Raw genomic sequence first — 16,604 nt, 5'->3', positions numbered from 1 at the left:
GCCCTCACCTAAAATCATGTACATTAACTAAACAGTTAATAACATGGAAGTAAAGTAGATGGAGAGCAAAACGTACGCAGTGATAGGTACTGGTGCTATTGGCGGATATTATGGTGCACGATTACACCACGGTGGAAATGAAGTTCATTTCCTTTTCAACAGTGACTACGATCATGTCTGCCATCATGGCTTAAAGGTTGATTCTCACTATGGTGACTTTTCGATACCTGCCGATAAGCTAAATGCTTATCAAACCAGCAGTAAAATGCCAGCTGTCGATGTTGTTTTAGTCGCACTGAAAACGACTCAAAATCACCTACTTTCCTCACTAATTCGCCCATTATTGAAATCAAATACTCTGGTTGTACTGCTGCAAAACGGTATTGGTGCCGAGCAAGAATTAGCCGAGCAGCTTGATTTACCTTATGTTGGCGGTGGGCTGTGTTTTATTTGCTCAAACAAACTAGGACCGGGTCATATCCACCACCTCGATTACGGTAGGTTGACCTTAGGCATGTATGGCGAAGCAGGCTTACCTGCATTGAAGCAGCTTGCTGAAGGCTTTAGTCAAAGCGGCGTAGAAGTTGATGTGGAAGATAAGATCCTCTCCGCTCGCTGGAAAAAGTTATTGTGGAATGCGCCCTTTAATGGCCTCTCTGCCGTATTAGATACCGATACAGCTCAAATGATGCAATGCCCTGAAATAGTTGATCTGGCAAAAGCAATCATGCTTGAAGTCAAAGATGCAGCGCAAACAAGTGGCACTGAATTAGAGATAGAGCTAATTGAAACTATGCTCTCGAACACAGCCAAAATGAAGCCTTACCTTACCAGCATGCTGCTAGACAAGCGCAATGGCCGTGAACTCGAATTACAATACATGTATAAAAACGCGCTTGATATGGCTCGACGCCATCAAATCGAAATGCCAAAAACCGAAGCTCTGTACCAGCAACTATGCTGTGTTAATCAGCTTTACAAAGTACTTATTGACTAAATGAGCATGAATGATAATACCGTAATATTTACTTTCACTCGTTAACAGTAGGACATGTAATGGCGTTCAAAAAACGAACGCTTTGCGGTATATTATCTCCGAAACTTAATTCGACTCATAAAATATAACCGTGAGAAAGGAAGCTCATAATAAATGCTCGCAAATAAAATCTTAAACATTTTAAAAAATGCTATCGAGTTCAAATCTCGAATTTGGGTTATTCAAATCACTGATGGACATTTCAAAGACGAGTCATTAATCATCAATGAAGATTCCTTCACTGAACCAATGCAGTGGATGAAAGATCAGTACTATTCTGATGAGATGATTGTCCAAGTCGATAAACTGCAGCGTTCTGAAATCATTTTTTTGGAACTGATTGATACTGAACACCGGATCATGCGCGTTAAGTAGTCACTAATATACCAACAATTAATAATAAAAAGAGTGCATTGCATGCAAGCTGTGTTGAGCAACATTTATGATCACACCCGAGGAGACTTCCTAAAGAAAATACTCACTATAGCCTTACCAATTACCTTACAGAATATTATGTTTTCTAGTAAAGGGTTGGTTGATGTCATGATGTTAGGCCAGCTAACCGAAACGGATATCGCAGCGGTAGGAGTAGCCAGTAAAATATTGTTCATCGCAACGATAATGTTGGTAGGTATTACGACTGGTGGCGGCTTGTTAACCGCTCAATACTGGGGAGCGAAAGATAACAAAGGGCTACAAGAAAGTACGACACTCAGCCTGCTATTCACGCTGATCGCAGCTTTGACCACCATATTGGGATTCAATTTATTTGCGAACCAAATAATGGGATTAGCCACGCAATCGAAAGAAGTTATTGCCCTTGGTAGCCAATACCTTGTTATTACATCATTTAGCTTACTCTTCGCCGCTATAGTCAGTAGCTTATCAGCAAGTTTACGCTCAATGCAGCAACCAGGTGTTTGCACCTTTTTTAGTGCTATCAGTATTTCAACCAATATAGTTCTGAACTGGCTCTTAATCTTTGGTAAGTTTGGGTTCCCTGAATTGGGCATTAAAGGGGCCGCGATTGCTACACTTATAAGCAGTATCGTCGAAGTGGCCTGCTTATTACTTTATCTATATTTCAAACGCCATTTATTGCTTTTTAGTTTTACAACAGACCTACCAGCCTGTCAACGCCGAAAAATAATACGCTTTCTTAAGCTTTCAATCCCAACAACATTCAACTTTCTACTCTGGTCTGCAGGGCTATTTGCTTACCATGCCATAATGGGTAGTACCGGAACTCAAGGCTTAGTTGCGCTCTCTGTTATAACGCCAATAGAAGCAATGTCACTCAGTTTTCTTGTTGGTGTTGCGAATGCCTCTTCTGTATTAATCGGCAACCAGCTTGGTGCAAAAAATTATACCGCTGCATATTATCAAGCCATCATTTTCATAGCTATCGCCGTAACAGTAACGGTTATAGTCTCTTGCATCTTATTCCTTAACCAAACCGCAATCCTTGATCAGTTTTCAGCTATCACGGCTGACACCCGAGAATTAGCTGAACAATTTTTTGCCATTCTTTGTATCGGCATCGTTTTACGTTCTGTCCCAACAACACTGGTTGTCGGCGTTCTACGAGCCGGAGGTGATGTGAAATTTTGCTTATACCAAGACATGCTTACACAGTGGGCATTTGGTATTCCATTAACCGCGATTGGCGCCTTTTTACTTGGCTTCACTCCTGAATGGGTGTTTGCTATGTTTTTCCTAGAAACACTCTTTAAATGGTATGCATCCGTCCAGCGTTTTAGAAGTCGAAAATGGATACGTAATCTGGTTGAGAAATGACCGCGCAATAGAAGCGTTCATCACTCCCCTAACTGCTGAGCTCTAAATGCCATCATTAACACCTTGGTCTTAGGCTATTTACAGTGCCCTAGCACAGTTTTTCCACCCTTAAAAATACGAAATACATGATAACTATAAATTAATAGTTATCATGTATACCCGTTTGACATAACCATATAGATTCAATAATTTGCTTTCGCTTTTATTCCTTGTCAGGCTCTGGCTGTAGATCTGCTTCTTTCCCATCCGCTTCTGGTGATATCTTAAGCCAGGCGGTAAACAACTCATACCAAATCGCTAAGATAACGGCTCCTAAAAACAAACCTATTATTCCCGCTGAAATCATTCCCCCAATAGCACCAATTAAGATAACAGGCATTGGGATTGATACCCCCCGCCCCATTAACATCGGTTTTAGTATATTATCCGACAAGGCCGCCAATAATACCCAAATAGTAAAAATGGTTGCTGATGTCGAATCTTGTGCCGAGTACATATAAAGAATGACAGGTAAAACCACTAACAATGCAGGTAATTGGGCGATTGCCAGAATAAAGACAAGAAGCGTTATCCCAGCAGCCGCAGGCACTTCAAACACAAACATTGCCGCACCAATTAATACCGACTGAATGAACGCGACACCCACAACACCAAGTAAGACACTACGTATGGTAGCAGCCGTTAAGCTCGCCCATTCTTCGCCGTGTTTACCAACTACTCTGATGGAAACGGTTTTAACTGCCGCCGCCATCGAATCGGAATGCGACATAAACCCAGCAGCAATAAGTAGCGAGATAATAAACATCACAATAGTGGCTAAACTACCCCCTAACCACCCAGCAAATGTCCCTATACCCGCTTTTATCTCCGGTAAAAATTTCGCAACAGCATGTTCAAGGTTGGTCGCAAATAACGTCCACACTTCAAACAGCTTGTCACCAATCACCGGAATATTTGCAATTCGCTCTGTTGGTCTTGGTATCGCCACTGAGCCTTCTTGCAGCATCGCTGTAACCGCAACGCCACCGTCATACAATGATCCTGACACCACAACTATTGGCACAATTAAAATACCGACGCCAAGAAGTGCCAGTATTGTCGCGGCCAGCCCCCGCTTCCCGTTAAGCATTCGTTCGAGCTTTATGGTAAGCGGCATTAATGCAACCGCAATAATCGCGCCCCACAAAACAGGAATAATAAAGGGTTTGATGATGTCGTAAGTCCAGACAATCAACGCAAACAATAAGCCAATGCGAATTGCTGACTCGACCATGTTATTGACGAAAATACTACTTTTGTTTTTTTCAAGTTGTTCATTCATCATTTTTATCCTGATTACTTTGGCTAGCACCAACCAAACTCGCAACAACAATAGCCATATAAAAAACACCTGTAATGGCTTCTAGGTATACAATTACTTGAGCTACCGGTGATACAGGGCTCATGTCGCCATACCCTAAGGTAGTTAAAGTAACAAAACTAAAATAAGCAGCATTGGCGAAATTCTCTCCCCACGCTTTATACTCAATGCCGGTAAAAGCATTGGGTGAAAATTCCAGTACAAACAAATAAATAATGGCCCACATCAGTCCCAATAATAAAAATAGAGCCAGTGAACCCACGACTTTATTATTGTCGATAGAACCCGTTAATAAAATTTGACGCATGATAGATTTAAACGTGCCAAAGAAAAAACTGAACATCAAAATCAACATAAACAAATCAGTATTATACAGGTCAAAAAAACTCTTTAATAAACTGACACCAACCCAAAGTACGAGTAACATCATCAAGAATCGATACCACCCAGTATCAAACCTCAGGCTGAGCAAACACACCAAAAAAGTGGTCGCGGTAATCGCTTGAAAAATAATTTCAAGCCACCCAGATTTAAGGACTAGTTCAAGCGATGAGCTCACTAACAGAATAATCAACGATAGAGTTAAGTAATAAAAATTATTATGTGATGTAATTTTTCTTCCCATGATGCTCCCCCTATCTATTCATGCCTGCTGTATCTGGCGAGTGGTTGTCGTCTTCATCTTGCAGCACCATGATAGATGCCGTCATACCAAAACGAAGGCTAACGCCTTCAGGTAACTGACTTAATGAGATCCTGACAGGTATCCGTTGAGCTAATCGTATCCATTGAAATACGGGATTAACATTAGGTAATAAATTATAGCCAACTGCCCCATCTTTCGGGGCTATCCCCCAGCCAAGTGAATCAACGACAGCATCGATCGGTTGTTCGGGATAGGCCATTAAAGTCACCCTGGCTTCATCACCAATGTTAATATTCGCCAGCTGATTTTCTCTAAAGTAACCAAAGACCCAAAAGCTATTCACATCGACCAATGCCAATAATGGCTGATTGGCAACCGCTTGTGTGCCTTCTTGAATGTCGATATTTGATACATAGCCATCAACTGACGCAAATATTTGAGTAAACGCCATATTCAGCTTTGCACCTCGAAGTTTCTGCTGTGAAACTTTAATTTGAATCAACGACTCTTCGTAGGCAATTTGACGCCGTGTAATATCCTTATGAGAAACAGCACCTCGGTCTTTAGCTTGAATATCTAACAAGCGGTCATATTCGATTTTCTTACCACGAGAACTGATTTTTGCTCGTTCTAGTGACGCCTCTGCCTGCGATAGAGTGACTTCATAAGTACTTGGATCTATTTGAAAGAGTAGCTCACCTTTACGTACAAACTGATTATCTTTCACTGCCACATATACAATTGGGCCAGAGACACGTGGTGCAATTTTGACGATATTCGCCCTTACTTGCCCGTTTCGGGTCCATGGGTTATCAAAATATTCTTCAAACTTCTGGTAGCCTATGTACAAGGCTCCCGCAATAACACATAAATTAAGTGCAACTACGAATAGCTTCTTTATTTTTTTCATAACCACACCTAAAACTTTAAGAAAAAGGCATCAATCGCCACGATATAAAACACCGTTATGGCAAGAAATGTCACTGACGGAAACGCAATTAGCCGCGATAAGCGTGTCTTATTTAACACACCGACTGAAATCCATGCCGAGATAACAGCTAATACCAATACTTGTAGAAATGGTGAATAATAAACATCCCCCCAGGCAAGTTCATGAGGCATTTCCATTATTGCTCTCCTGTATGCAGTGGTTTAAAGGGGTAATCTTGTTTACTTGGATCAATAGGCTCGCCAAATGAAGATGTCGCAACCGGAACAGCGTCGGTAGAAAGTACAGGCAACTCAGTATTATCTAATAGCTCTCCCCAATCTGTTCGTTGTTCCATTTGCTCCTTCATCGAAGGCTTAAGAAATGCCTTTCCCGTTTCAGCCTCCCAACCACCACCTAACGACTTATACAAGGCAACAACTTGCGTTGCGACGTTGCCTTTCACTTGCGCATAAGCATCTTCACTACGCGTCATTTTTTCAACTGAACTCAGCAACCGTTCAAATGTAATCTGACCATTTTCATACTGAGTCAACGAAATATTGAATGCTCGAACCGACGCACTTACCGAATTAAATGCTAAGCCTTTCTGCTCAAGATTTAGTTGATAAGACGATAAGGCAGTACTCACTTCCTGCACTGCTAATAATACTTGTTTATTGTAATTAGTAAGACTTTCTTGAAATTTAGCATCTTCAATACGAATAGCATTTTTAACTCGGCCATATTGGAAAATGTTCCATGAAAATGCCGGACCAAGCGTAAGGCTCAATGAATCACTAAAACTAAAGTCATTACCAGCCTGCACAGTGCTGTTTAAACCAATTGCACCAAACAAAGAAAATTGAGGGTATAAATCAGCTTCAGCAATTCCGATTTGAGTACTCTGTGCATGCGCTTGTAATTCTGCCAGCTGTAAATCGGGGCGCCTAAGGACTAAGTTAGCATCAACTTGTGTCGTAACAGCAGGGGTTGGGGGGATTAACGAATATTGATCATAGGTATCAGATAGTTTTGCTGAACGGCGGTGATTATATTTATTATCAAAGGCCTGTATTTTGGCGTTAATCAATGGATCAGTTAGAAGTGCTTGTGCTTCTTCAGGCATTATACCCAATAGTAGCGCAAGTGCATTACGTGACTGCATCATACCAATTTTCAAACTTGGTAGTGCCGATTGGGTATTATAAAGCTGAGTTTTTGCCTGCTGTACATCAAGCTCGGTGACATTACCAGAATCAAACTGTACTTGTGTTATGCGTGCCACCCGTTTCTGGATCTCAATATTACGCTCAGATAACAGCACTCGCTCCTGAAATGTTCGGTAATTAATGTAGTTTCTTGCTACCTCTGACGTAATGGTGACCAAAATATCATGGTAAGACGCTATCGAGGCATATAACCCGGCTTCTGCTGACTCAATACCACGAGCATAACGCCCCCAAACATCAAGCTCCCAACCTGCATCAAAACTAACGGTTGCATTATCAAGTGTTGTTTCATTCTGATAAATTTTAGCGAGGCTCCCTGATACCGTTTGTCGTTGTGGATACTGAAAAGAATTAGCAATACCAGTAGCTGCTCTCGCCTGAAGGATCCTTAATCCCGCGGCTTCTAAATCAAGGTTCTGTTGTGATGCCTGCGATACAAGCTCATTTAAAATAGGGTCGTTAAATTGTTGCCACCATTTGGCGGTTTTCCAGCTACTGTCTTGATAATCAACGGCCTGCCACTGTGAAGGTAACTCAACAGGTTCGACCCCATCAAAATTAGGGCCTAAAACAGTACACCCCGATAAAACACAGAGTGAAAGCAAAGCAATTCTATGTCGAAAATAGTCTACCACTCTGCCCCCTTAAAACTTCTTGTCAGATAGCGTAGCCCATGAAACATCACCATGCGCTTGTTTACAGGCTATCAATGACTCAAATATATTTTTCTTTAAGTTTAGAAAAATATAAAAACCTGCAATGTCTGAATTTGAATAATTTTCTATTTCAACTGTCGAAAAGTAATCATCTAATTGATGTTCTAAGTCGGTATACTCCTTTCGCACACCCACAAATTGACCATTATTTTCAAGTCCATCAATGTTTGCTTTTTCGCTATTATTTGAATCAGTAGGTATCGCGGTATCTTGATATGAAATTAAACTTTTAGCTAACACCGGAATTATCCGATCCTTGTACTTGTCTCTTACCCTTGAGAGTAACGGGTTACCAGCTATCGTTTTTTCAGCTTGCAACAATGTCATTAAATGGTGATGAAAAACATCACACCGTTCAGTGAAGGCTGTTAGTGCCTCGATGGTTACTGGTGCATAATATTGGGTATTAACTTTCGTGCGCCAAACCATCATTTTCTTTAATGCCACTTTCATCGTAGCAACCCGCCAACCTAATTCAATTTTATGGCGCGTTGAACGTATGCCATTTTGCTGAAGCCGGATAATCCCTTCTGCATGACGAAAAAATCGTTCTCTAAATACCAGCATCAAGTGCTCAGGCCTTGCTGAAAATGGAAAGTAATAGGAAAAAACAACTGTAATAACAACAAGGTAAAACAAGCTAACAATCATCATCGTAATACCAAAGTGATAGACCATTTCATTATTAATCCCGAGCGTAAACATTCCCAATAAAAAGAATATGGTTATTGGTCCTTTAAAAATATAAAAGCCTATAAAAGTATAAATAAAAATGAAAGCGGCAAGCTCTGAGCCTAGTGTTAACTGAGGCAAAATAAACACATACGCTGGCACTGAAAAGGCGAACCCAAGCGTGAATAGGATAAATAGCATAAAGGGATGTAACGGAAGATAAGAAAGTATAGAAACGAACAATGTGCTGAATACAATGAAATTATAACCACCTGGTGGGTTAAAATAGATCCAAAACAACGCTGAACACCAATATGTTAAAAATACCTTCACTGCTGTTTTCGCATTTTCAGCATCCCACCAGTTAAAATCAGGCAGCGCTTTTAACGAGGGAAGATCAAATTGAATACGACCAGTCACAGAATCAATGCTACTTATGCAGCTATGAAGCTGAGCTAACCTTTCTCTTAACTGCCTTAATAAAAAAGCGCTGCTTATTGCCTCACCTCGATATAAATGCCCAGCTTGTTCTAGCTTTTCTTTATCATACTCAATGGGTTCAAAATCTTCTGGTGCTTTAGTATGTTGTGTTTTCCATGCTGTAGGGACACGCTCAAACATCGCAATAATTTGCTCTCTCAGCATCTCAAAATCATGAATAAATTCACTGGGGTGACCACCTGAACGCGAGTGCTCTTTCGCTGCAAACAGCAGTATTTCAGTGATCTTTTTATAGAGTGCAACTGTACCGTCCCATTCTTTTTTATACGCAGATATTTCACTACAATCAGCATTAATCGTATGGTATCGCGACTCAAAATCTTGCTGTGCTTGAAATAGTTGCTGACTTAGTTCAGCAATAGTCGGGGCGGGAGCATCATCTTCTTCCGTTTCTTGTTCTGGTGTATTTGGGTTTTCAACTTCGTGATGAGTGTGGTTTTCAGTTTGTGGATTGCCGCTTATCCGGTTAAATAACGCCTGCTGCCTTTCCGTTAATGCTGTCGCGAGTTGTTGCAAATTTCGTTCAACTTTCGGTGGAAATAGAAATACTCCAACAACGGTATATATTACGACACCAAAAATAGTCATGAATGTCCGATCTAAACCGTAAAGAAACGCGCCTTCTGCATCCCCTCCGTTATACATCATTAAGATCATCACCCCTGTTAACATAAACAAAGTGGGATCTTTTAAATACGCTGATCGGATATAGAAAATAATGGTAATAACAACAGAAACGGCCAGCATGTATTGAAAACGATCTTGTGCAAAGACCCCGACCAGCATCAGGCCAATAATACCCCCGGCAACGGTACCTAAGACTCGGAGTGTACCTTTCGCAAACGACTCACGTCGACTGCCAGTTGAAGCGATTAACATCACCGTTGTTGCTGCTGTTGATGGTTGTGACCAACCCAACGCCATAGGAAGTAAATACGCAATCGTCAGACTAATAGCAACTCGGCAGGCAAACTTAAACTTGTCGCTTAAACAGAACGGCACTAACCAATTATCGAGATTCAACAGCCGCGCAAGTGCACTGGATGAGCGTGTTAATTCCGATTTTGATTCTGTACCCAACTCTGCCACTGAACACCCTCAATAGATTAACGTTAAACTTCTATTGGAGTAATAAGGGTAGATGAAGAATGGGAATCTAAAGTAAGATTATGTCTTAGGGCTTGAATATTTTGTGGCTACGATGGTTATTCGATGAAACGCCTCAAGCTCATCGTTAGCTCAAGGCGCTGCTGTGTCTTTTATTAATATACGCCTTCTAAGTTTGTACTTTTATCTTATTCGATTAAAGAAGGCTGCTGTTGTGTTGCTCTTACCGCATTAAATAACAACTTCACCGCTGGAAGCATACGGCTTTCGTCAATATCAAAGTCACCATTATGATGACCAGCCGTTAAATCTGAACCAACGAGGCAGTATATTGCCTTGCCACCACAGGCTTGTACTCTATCAACTAGGTAGCCAGCATCTTCGCTTGCACCAAAGTCTTTCTCTCGAAGCACCTGAGTGAAACCACTGTCTTCACCAATGCTTTCAAGTAAAGTAACCAATTCAGAATCATTGGTTAGCCCAATAGCCTCACCTTGTGGGCAAATATCAACACTGACACCATGCATCATCGCTGCTGCTTGTGCAATCTTCTCTACATGCTGGTACATGAAAGAATTCAGTTCTCTGTTTTCCCCCCTCGTTTCTCCCATTAGAACCGCACTGGCTGGGATAACATTTCGCCCATCCCCCGCATGCATCTGCCCAACATTAATACGAGTCATACCATCTCTATGGCGAGGAATTGCCAACATTTGCGTCACAGCAGTACATGCTGCAGCTAATGCATTTTGTCCGGCGTTGGGCTCAATACCAGCATGAGCCGGCTTACCAGAAAAGTGTAAGTCAAACTTAGAGCTACAAAGGAAATGCTGAGGGTTGCACACTAAAGTACCGCTAGGGACATTCATACCAATGTGCGCAGCAAAGAAATAGTCAACATCATCTAGCCACCCACTTTCAGCAATGGCTTTCCCTGCACGACAACCTTCTTCTGCAGGCTGAAATAATAGTTTTATCTTCCCGTTTAGGTTCGACTTTTCTGAAGCAAGCAGTTCTGCCACACCTAAGCCAATGGCAGCATGAGCATCATGGCCGCACGCATGTGCGACGCCGGGAGCTAATGAGTCAAAGCCTAAAAAGCGCGGGCGGTGTGAATCTTCTTGGCTTTCCATGACTTCAACAGCATCAATATCAAATCGTAGCGCAATGACAGGACCTGGTCGCCCAGTGTCTAAAACGGCGCCAACTCCCGTCATACCATTCATCTGAGCGAGAAGTTGTAAATCCGCCCCCCAGCTAATCGCCCTTTCTTGCGCGTTAGCAACTAAGTTGGCATCGCGCCCCATAACAGAGTCACGGTGAATAATTTCATCATCAAAGCACAACGAATAACCCATCACTTGAAGGTGGCTCGCGATGCGACTCGTCGTGAAAAACTCTCGCCATGCAGCTTCTGGGTATCGGTGGAACTCTCGGCGGTGATTCATCAACCGCTGAGCTAACATATTTTCATCAAAGCTAATGTTACTTTGCACGTTTCTTTCCTATCGTTTTATGGCGGCACCACAACTTAGTAACCTGTGAGTTCCATAAATCCTTGTCCTGAGTGACTACCTGAAACCGATATTGGGCCTTCCCAATATGAGAACACAAATGGCAACCACTGCTCCTTGCGAACTACATCCACTTTTAATTTAATTTGCTGGCTGGGTATATCTATATTCCAATTGAGCGGATAGTTTTTACCCTTATGGCTCGTATACGATACTGGCACTAACCTGATATCTTCTTGTTCAAGAGAAATCGATTCACCATTAGGCCAACTAATTGACCCAAAATAATATGGTTGGCTTTGCTTTTCTCTGATCTGGTACAGCATTAATGCACGACCATCATCTAAATGTATCGAAAACCAATCCCAGCCTTCTTGCTTCTCGGAAAGCCCAGCACTACTCCATTCACGATCATACCAGCCTTTTCCCATTACTTGATACTGTTTGCCATCAAGCTCCAGCTTCCCGGCTACCTGTAGAAAAGGTTCGCTAAAATAATACGAGGCTATATTTTCAGTGCCGTGTTTTTTGCTATATCCGTACTCACCTTGCAATATACGTTCTCCGCTTTTTTGCACGGAAAGCGACGCTTCCATATTGCCATCTGAAAATGTTAGTACCGCGGGAAATGGAGAGTCGCTATAAGATTTCCATTTCCAGTTATCTAACCAAGCTTGAAATGGACGTCCAGTCACTCCAGCTTGTCCTATACCACCACGAGAAAATCGCTCTGCTGCCCATGTATTATCTTTACTTGTGATAACAGCATGTGCCATAAAACGCTGTGGGCTCATCCACCCCTTTTCTTTTTTTATAGAAGAAGCGGACCTGAATAATGTCCATTGAACGCCAAATACATCACCCTGCTCAGATTGTAAATTAGCAGTGAAATACCACCACTCATTTTTAAATTCAGGGTGTGCTAGATGATCCTCGGGGAAGCTGAACACTTTATTGGGCTTTACTTGCTTAAAATGCTCGTTACCTTGTGCTGCCATGATCGAAACAGCTCGATCATCGACTTCGTTAGCTGTATCACAGCCAAATAGTAATAAAACCAAGACAAGGAGAATGGTCATTCTATTTATCCAAGACCAGCCTAAAGCACTCAGTTTCGATCTCATTAGAATGCCTCTCGCAGTGATGTAATTGCAGAACGTTTTACCAAACGCCAAACCGGCCAAGCTCCTGCAATGAGTAATACAATTAATGCTGAGCCCAGTGAAATCAAATAATCATTTGGAAAGTATTCCACAGGCATTGTCCAACCAAATGAGTACTTCAACACTACATCTATTAACAATTGTGCTAATACTAACCCTAACGGTAAGGCAATTAATGCAGTGAGCAAGCCTATAAGTAGGAGCTGCCCTCCACCTAGTAGTGCTAACTCTCGCCCTGTCATCCCCATGCAACGTAGTAAGGCAAATTGCCGTTGCCGTGAAACCTCGCCCGCTACCGTCGCAAAGAACAAGCCACACACTGCGACAAAAAGAGTCAGCTTGCCCAGCGTTGCCGTTACAATAAAGGTACGGTCGAACACTTCCATGGCATTTTGCATAAGCTCGGCATTATTGCGTACACGCTCTGGCGGAAGGCGGAAAGCCTCACCGAGATCTTTCATGACTTCTAGGGTATTTGCACCTTGATTCAGATGAATCGCTAAGCCGACCTGCCCACGGTATGGCCATAGCGCTTGCCAACGTTTTTGAGCCAGTACAACCTGCCCATGAGGATTACCGTAGTCATAATACACCCCAGCAATAGTCCATTTTTTATTCATCGGTGCGGGTAAATTAATGACATCACCAGGCTGCCAACCTTGCTTCAAAGCCAATGATTCGCTAACTAATACTGAACGATTATGATGTAGTTGCTGCCAATATTCAGGGATCGCAACTTTCATTACCATCGCACTTTTCTCATCTTGTGTTCCACCAACACTCACAACCTGCAACGTACCGGCGTCAGTATTCAGGGTTTTACGCCACTGCCACCACACTTGTTTGACATCTTCATGGTTCTCTAACCAGTTTGATACGCGAGGGGCAACATTAATGGATGGACGAACGTAAATATCAGCCGCTAAACGTTGGTCAAGCCACGTCTCTGTAGTATGTCTAAAACTGCCCACCATGGTTTCCATGCCAATGTTCGATGCTAACGCCAACATAAATGCCATCGCAGCGACACCTCGATAACTTAAGCTTGCTGCGGCATCAGAAAAGAACCAGCGCAACCTTGCAGAACGCACAACAGTGCCCAGTATTTTAAATAACTGCCACAACAAAAATGGCATGGCTAATGCCGATGCAATCAAAATACAGGCAATCAACATGAAGCCAGCCTGTTGTCCATGCGGCAGCTGATAGATTCCAACTGCTGCACCAAGGAATACACATGATAAAACGGCTTGAATCGCAAACTCTTTGCCACTGAAACGGACCAACGACATATGGGTCGCAAGACGGGCTGGCGGTGTGCGAATTAAGCGGATGAGCGGCCACCCACATGCGAGCAAACTACCAAATACCGCAATCAATAAAGAGGTTAAACCCCACTGCCAATGCCAAGTAACGGAAAGGCTAACATTAGCACCGTATAAATCACTTAAGGATTCAGCCACTGACGGCAATAATTGCTGAGCTAGCAACATACCCAATAAATTACCGCCCACCAGCCCCATCACAATCCATACGATAAGCTCTAACGTAAGGGCTTTGGCTAATTGTGATGATGATACGCCCGCCTGTCGCAAGAGCCCAACAAGTGGCTGGCGCTGAGTAAACGACAATGACATCGCTTGGTAAAAAATAAACAGCCCAACAACAAATGCAAGCATTCCCATTGCGAACAAGTTCAGGTGGAAGGCATTAGTTAGCGGTTCTAGTCCTGCACTTTGCTCTTTTTCTAGAATAAGTGCATGAGGTAACCTCTTTTGTAGTTCAATACGTTCATTATCTGTCATTACACCACATAAAATGGCAGTTAGCCCTGCGCTTGGCTGAAGCTGACGGAGTAAAGACATGTCAGCGATCATCCTCGGGCCTTTAACCCGCTCTTGTTCTACAACTTTTAATGGGCCAATTTGCTTGCCACTTTCTAGTGTCAAACGTTGACCATCAACTACGCCCATATAGTTAGCAAGCTGTGCGCCCACTAATATCGGATAAGGCGGTTGCATCAGCTCCAGCATTTGAAGTTGGCTTACTTGCGATAACCCTCCTCCAGACGTAAAGCTGGAGAACAAAGAAATAGGATCGATGCCGACTAATTCAAAATCTTGGCCTTTATCAGTAACAACCCTTACTTGATCAAAAGGCACACATTGCTTAAACCCTTCACGCCGCAATTGGATATAAAAGCCTTGTGGTACTTTAAGTGATGGTTGGTTATGACGAATACGGTATGGAAAAGGGTTTGAGAAAAGCTGTTCACCGTCACGGTAACTTTCACGAGCCTGCTGATTAACGCCTAGTACCCCTACCAATAGTGCAATACCAAGCGTCAAGCCGAACCAGACGAGAACAATTTGAAGAGGGTGGCGTTTATAATGCCCCCACAGCGCTTTAGCTACGGGGTTTGACATGTAATTGTCCTCCCTGAAGACGAATACAGCCATTCATATGTTCTGCAACTTTCTTACTGTGCGTGACCAGCAATAACGTACAATCGAGTTGTTTGGTCAAATTAACCAATAATCGAATAACAGCGCCGGTATTACGTTCATCTAAACTCCCCGTTGGTTCATCAGCCAATAAGATTTCTGGTTCCATATATAATGCCCGAGCAATTGCGGCACGCTGTTGCTGCCCACCAGACATCTCTTCAGGGTAACGACCGAGTAAAGGCATGAGATCCAATGCAGATATTATTTGACGCCACAATGCCGGGTTTTCTTTCAACCCTTTCAATTGGCGGCAAAAACGAATGTTATCTGCGGTTACTAGTGTAGGAAGCAAGTTAAACTGCTGAAAAACGAGACCTATATTGTTACGACGAAAAGCAGTACGTTCACGCTCAGAAATAGCATGAATTGGAGTATCACCGAGCCAAACCTCACCAGAATCCGACGAGTCTAAACCTGCGATAAGGTTAAGAAGCGTACTTTTCCCGGAGCCACTCTCCCCCATTAAAGCCAACTGCTCACCTTGCTTAAGTGCTAGCTCCGCCCCCTGCAAAACAGAATGATATTCACCGCCATCCTGATATCCTTTGCATAGGTCGACCAGTCGTAACATTTTTATCCCCAATTTAGGAAAGTTGTGGAAGGAATTTACCGTAAACCCCTAATTCTATAAAGCACTTTAAAAGTAATAATGAAAAATGCAATCCAAGACGCTACATCAACTCTACAATTACCCTACACTGCAAACAATCCACTCACAAAATGAATAAAAACAGCTTATTCATACTCACTCCTATGTATATCTTTGATTAATTTAACATTATATTATGAGCGTAATTGAGTATTTATAAGCTTAATACTTTAAATCTACTTTAATTGTTAAGCGATTTATTTCATCATTCACTTCAAGTAAATAAATCTTTTCACACCGTTTTCCACTACATTGATAGTATTAAAAGCGTAACATGCATTTATGATTACAGCAGGGAGCATGTAATTTATGGTAAAAACAGTTTTAGTTGTTGGCGCATCGGGCTATATCGGTACCCACCTAGTCCCCGAGCTTTCAAGTGCGGGTTATAACGTAAAAGCCACGTCACGCAATGTAAAATTGTTAAAAAAAAGAAAGTGGGAAAAAACAGGTAATATTTCACTTCATGAACTTGACTTAAACACCCCACACAACCTTAATGAATTACTACAAGGTGTTGATACTGTTTTCTTTTTAGTCCATGGCATGAACCATGGGCACGATTTTATTGATATCGAAATAGATGCTGCAGAAAACTTCAGCTCCGCCTTAAAGCAAAGCCAAGTTAAGCGTGTCATTTACCTTGGAGCTTTACAACCGAAGGATGGGTTTTCAAAACATTTATCCGCACGTAAAGCGACAGGTGAAATTCTTCGAAAATGTGATATTCCAGTCACTGAATTACGCGCAGGGATCATTGTTGGCCCCGGCTCTGC

General features: G+C 42.3%; 14 protein-coding genes. 4 read left to right on the top strand and 10 right to left on the bottom strand.

Going from position 1 to position 16,604, the window contains the following annotated elements:
* The first annotated feature begins 58 nt into the window (after positions 1 to 58).
* The 3 genes from L4D09_RS23190 to L4D09_RS23180 all read left to right on the top strand — a co-directional run bounded on the left by L4D09_RS23190 (position 59) and on the right by L4D09_RS23180 (position 2,833).
* Positions 59 to 997, top strand: a complete 939-nt coding sequence (locus L4D09_RS23190; protein ID WP_428459906.1) for a 2-dehydropantoate 2-reductase — start codon at positions 59 to 61, stop codon at positions 995 to 997.
* A gap of 153 nt (positions 998 to 1,150) precedes the next feature.
* Positions 1,151 to 1,411, top strand: a complete 261-nt coding sequence (locus L4D09_RS23185; RefSeq protein ID WP_428459905.1) for a hypothetical protein — start codon at positions 1,151 to 1,153, stop codon at positions 1,409 to 1,411.
* Between the two features lie 42 nt (positions 1,412 to 1,453).
* Positions 1,454 to 2,833, top strand: a complete 1,380-nt coding sequence (locus L4D09_RS23180; protein ID WP_428459904.1) for an MATE family efflux transporter — start codon at positions 1,454 to 1,456, stop codon at positions 2,831 to 2,833.
* Between the two features lie 202 nt (positions 2,834 to 3,035).
* Here L4D09_RS23180 and L4D09_RS23175 read toward each other — a convergent pair whose 3' ends face one another.
* The 10 genes from L4D09_RS23175 to L4D09_RS23130 form a co-directional block, all read right to left on the bottom strand.
* A complete protein-coding gene (locus L4D09_RS23175; RefSeq protein WP_428459930.1) occupies positions 3,036 to 4,154 on the bottom strand; it encodes an AI-2E family transporter in 1,119 nt (372 codons plus the stop codon).
* Positions 4,147 to 4,818 (bottom strand): potassium channel family protein, encoded by a 672-nt coding sequence (locus L4D09_RS23170; protein WP_428459903.1) that lies wholly within the window; start codon positions 4,816 to 4,818, stop codon positions 4,147 to 4,149. Before L4D09_RS23170 ends, L4D09_RS23175 begins: the two co-directional genes overlap by 8 nt.
* A 10-nt stretch (positions 4,819 to 4,828) precedes the next feature.
* Entirely contained in the window at positions 4,829 to 5,740 is a 912-nt protein-coding gene (locus L4D09_RS23165; protein ID WP_428459929.1) for an HlyD family secretion protein, read from the bottom strand.
* Positions 5,741 to 5,757: 17 nt separating this feature from the next.
* Entirely contained in the window at positions 5,758 to 5,961 is a 204-nt protein-coding gene (locus L4D09_RS23160; protein WP_428459928.1) for a DUF1656 domain-containing protein, read from the bottom strand.
* A 5-nt stretch (positions 5,962 to 5,966) separates the two neighbouring features.
* Positions 5,967 to 7,634, bottom strand: coding sequence for a TolC family protein (locus L4D09_RS23155; RefSeq protein ID WP_428459902.1), 1,668 nt, complete (start codon positions 7,632 to 7,634; stop codon positions 5,967 to 5,969).
* Positions 7,635 to 7,643: 9 nt separating this feature from the next.
* Positions 7,644 to 9,977 carry an FUSC family protein gene (locus L4D09_RS23150; RefSeq protein WP_428459901.1) on the bottom strand — a complete coding sequence of 778 codons (2,334 nt, stop codon included), beginning with the start codon at positions 9,975 to 9,977 and terminating at the stop codon, positions 7,644 to 7,646.
* A gap of 206 nt (positions 9,978 to 10,183) precedes the next feature.
* Positions 10,184 to 11,491 carry an amidohydrolase gene (locus L4D09_RS23145; RefSeq protein ID WP_428459900.1) on the bottom strand — a complete coding sequence of 436 codons (1,308 nt, stop codon included), beginning with the start codon at positions 11,489 to 11,491 and terminating at the stop codon, positions 10,184 to 10,186.
* A 35-nt stretch (positions 11,492 to 11,526) separates the two neighbouring features.
* Positions 11,527 to 12,633 (bottom strand): lipocalin-like domain-containing protein, encoded by a 1,107-nt coding sequence (locus L4D09_RS23140; protein WP_428459899.1) that lies wholly within the window; start codon positions 12,631 to 12,633, stop codon positions 11,527 to 11,529.
* Positions 12,633 to 15,098, bottom strand: a complete 2,466-nt coding sequence (locus L4D09_RS23135) for an ABC transporter permease (protein WP_428459898.1) — start codon at positions 15,096 to 15,098, stop codon at positions 12,633 to 12,635. The genes L4D09_RS23140 and L4D09_RS23135 overlap by 1 nt, the downstream gene beginning before the upstream one ends.
* Positions 15,079 to 15,750, bottom strand: a complete 672-nt coding sequence (locus tag L4D09_RS23130) for an ABC transporter ATP-binding protein (RefSeq protein WP_428459897.1) — start codon at positions 15,748 to 15,750, stop codon at positions 15,079 to 15,081. Before L4D09_RS23130 ends, L4D09_RS23135 begins: the two co-directional genes overlap by 20 nt.
* A gap of 387 nt (positions 15,751 to 16,137) precedes the next feature.
* On the opposite strand from L4D09_RS23130, the gene L4D09_RS23125 reads away from it, so the two are divergent.
* A partial coding sequence (locus tag L4D09_RS23125; protein ID WP_428459896.1) for an NmrA family NAD(P)-binding protein occupies positions 16,138 to 16,604 on the top strand: 467 nt, incomplete at its 3' end.

The organism is Photobacterium makurazakiensis (genome assembly GCF_050336715.1).
Classification (GTDB): Bacteria; Pseudomonadota; Gammaproteobacteria; order Enterobacterales; family Vibrionaceae; genus Photobacterium; species Photobacterium makurazakiensis.
This window is presented reverse-complemented; position numbering and strand designations above follow the sequence as displayed.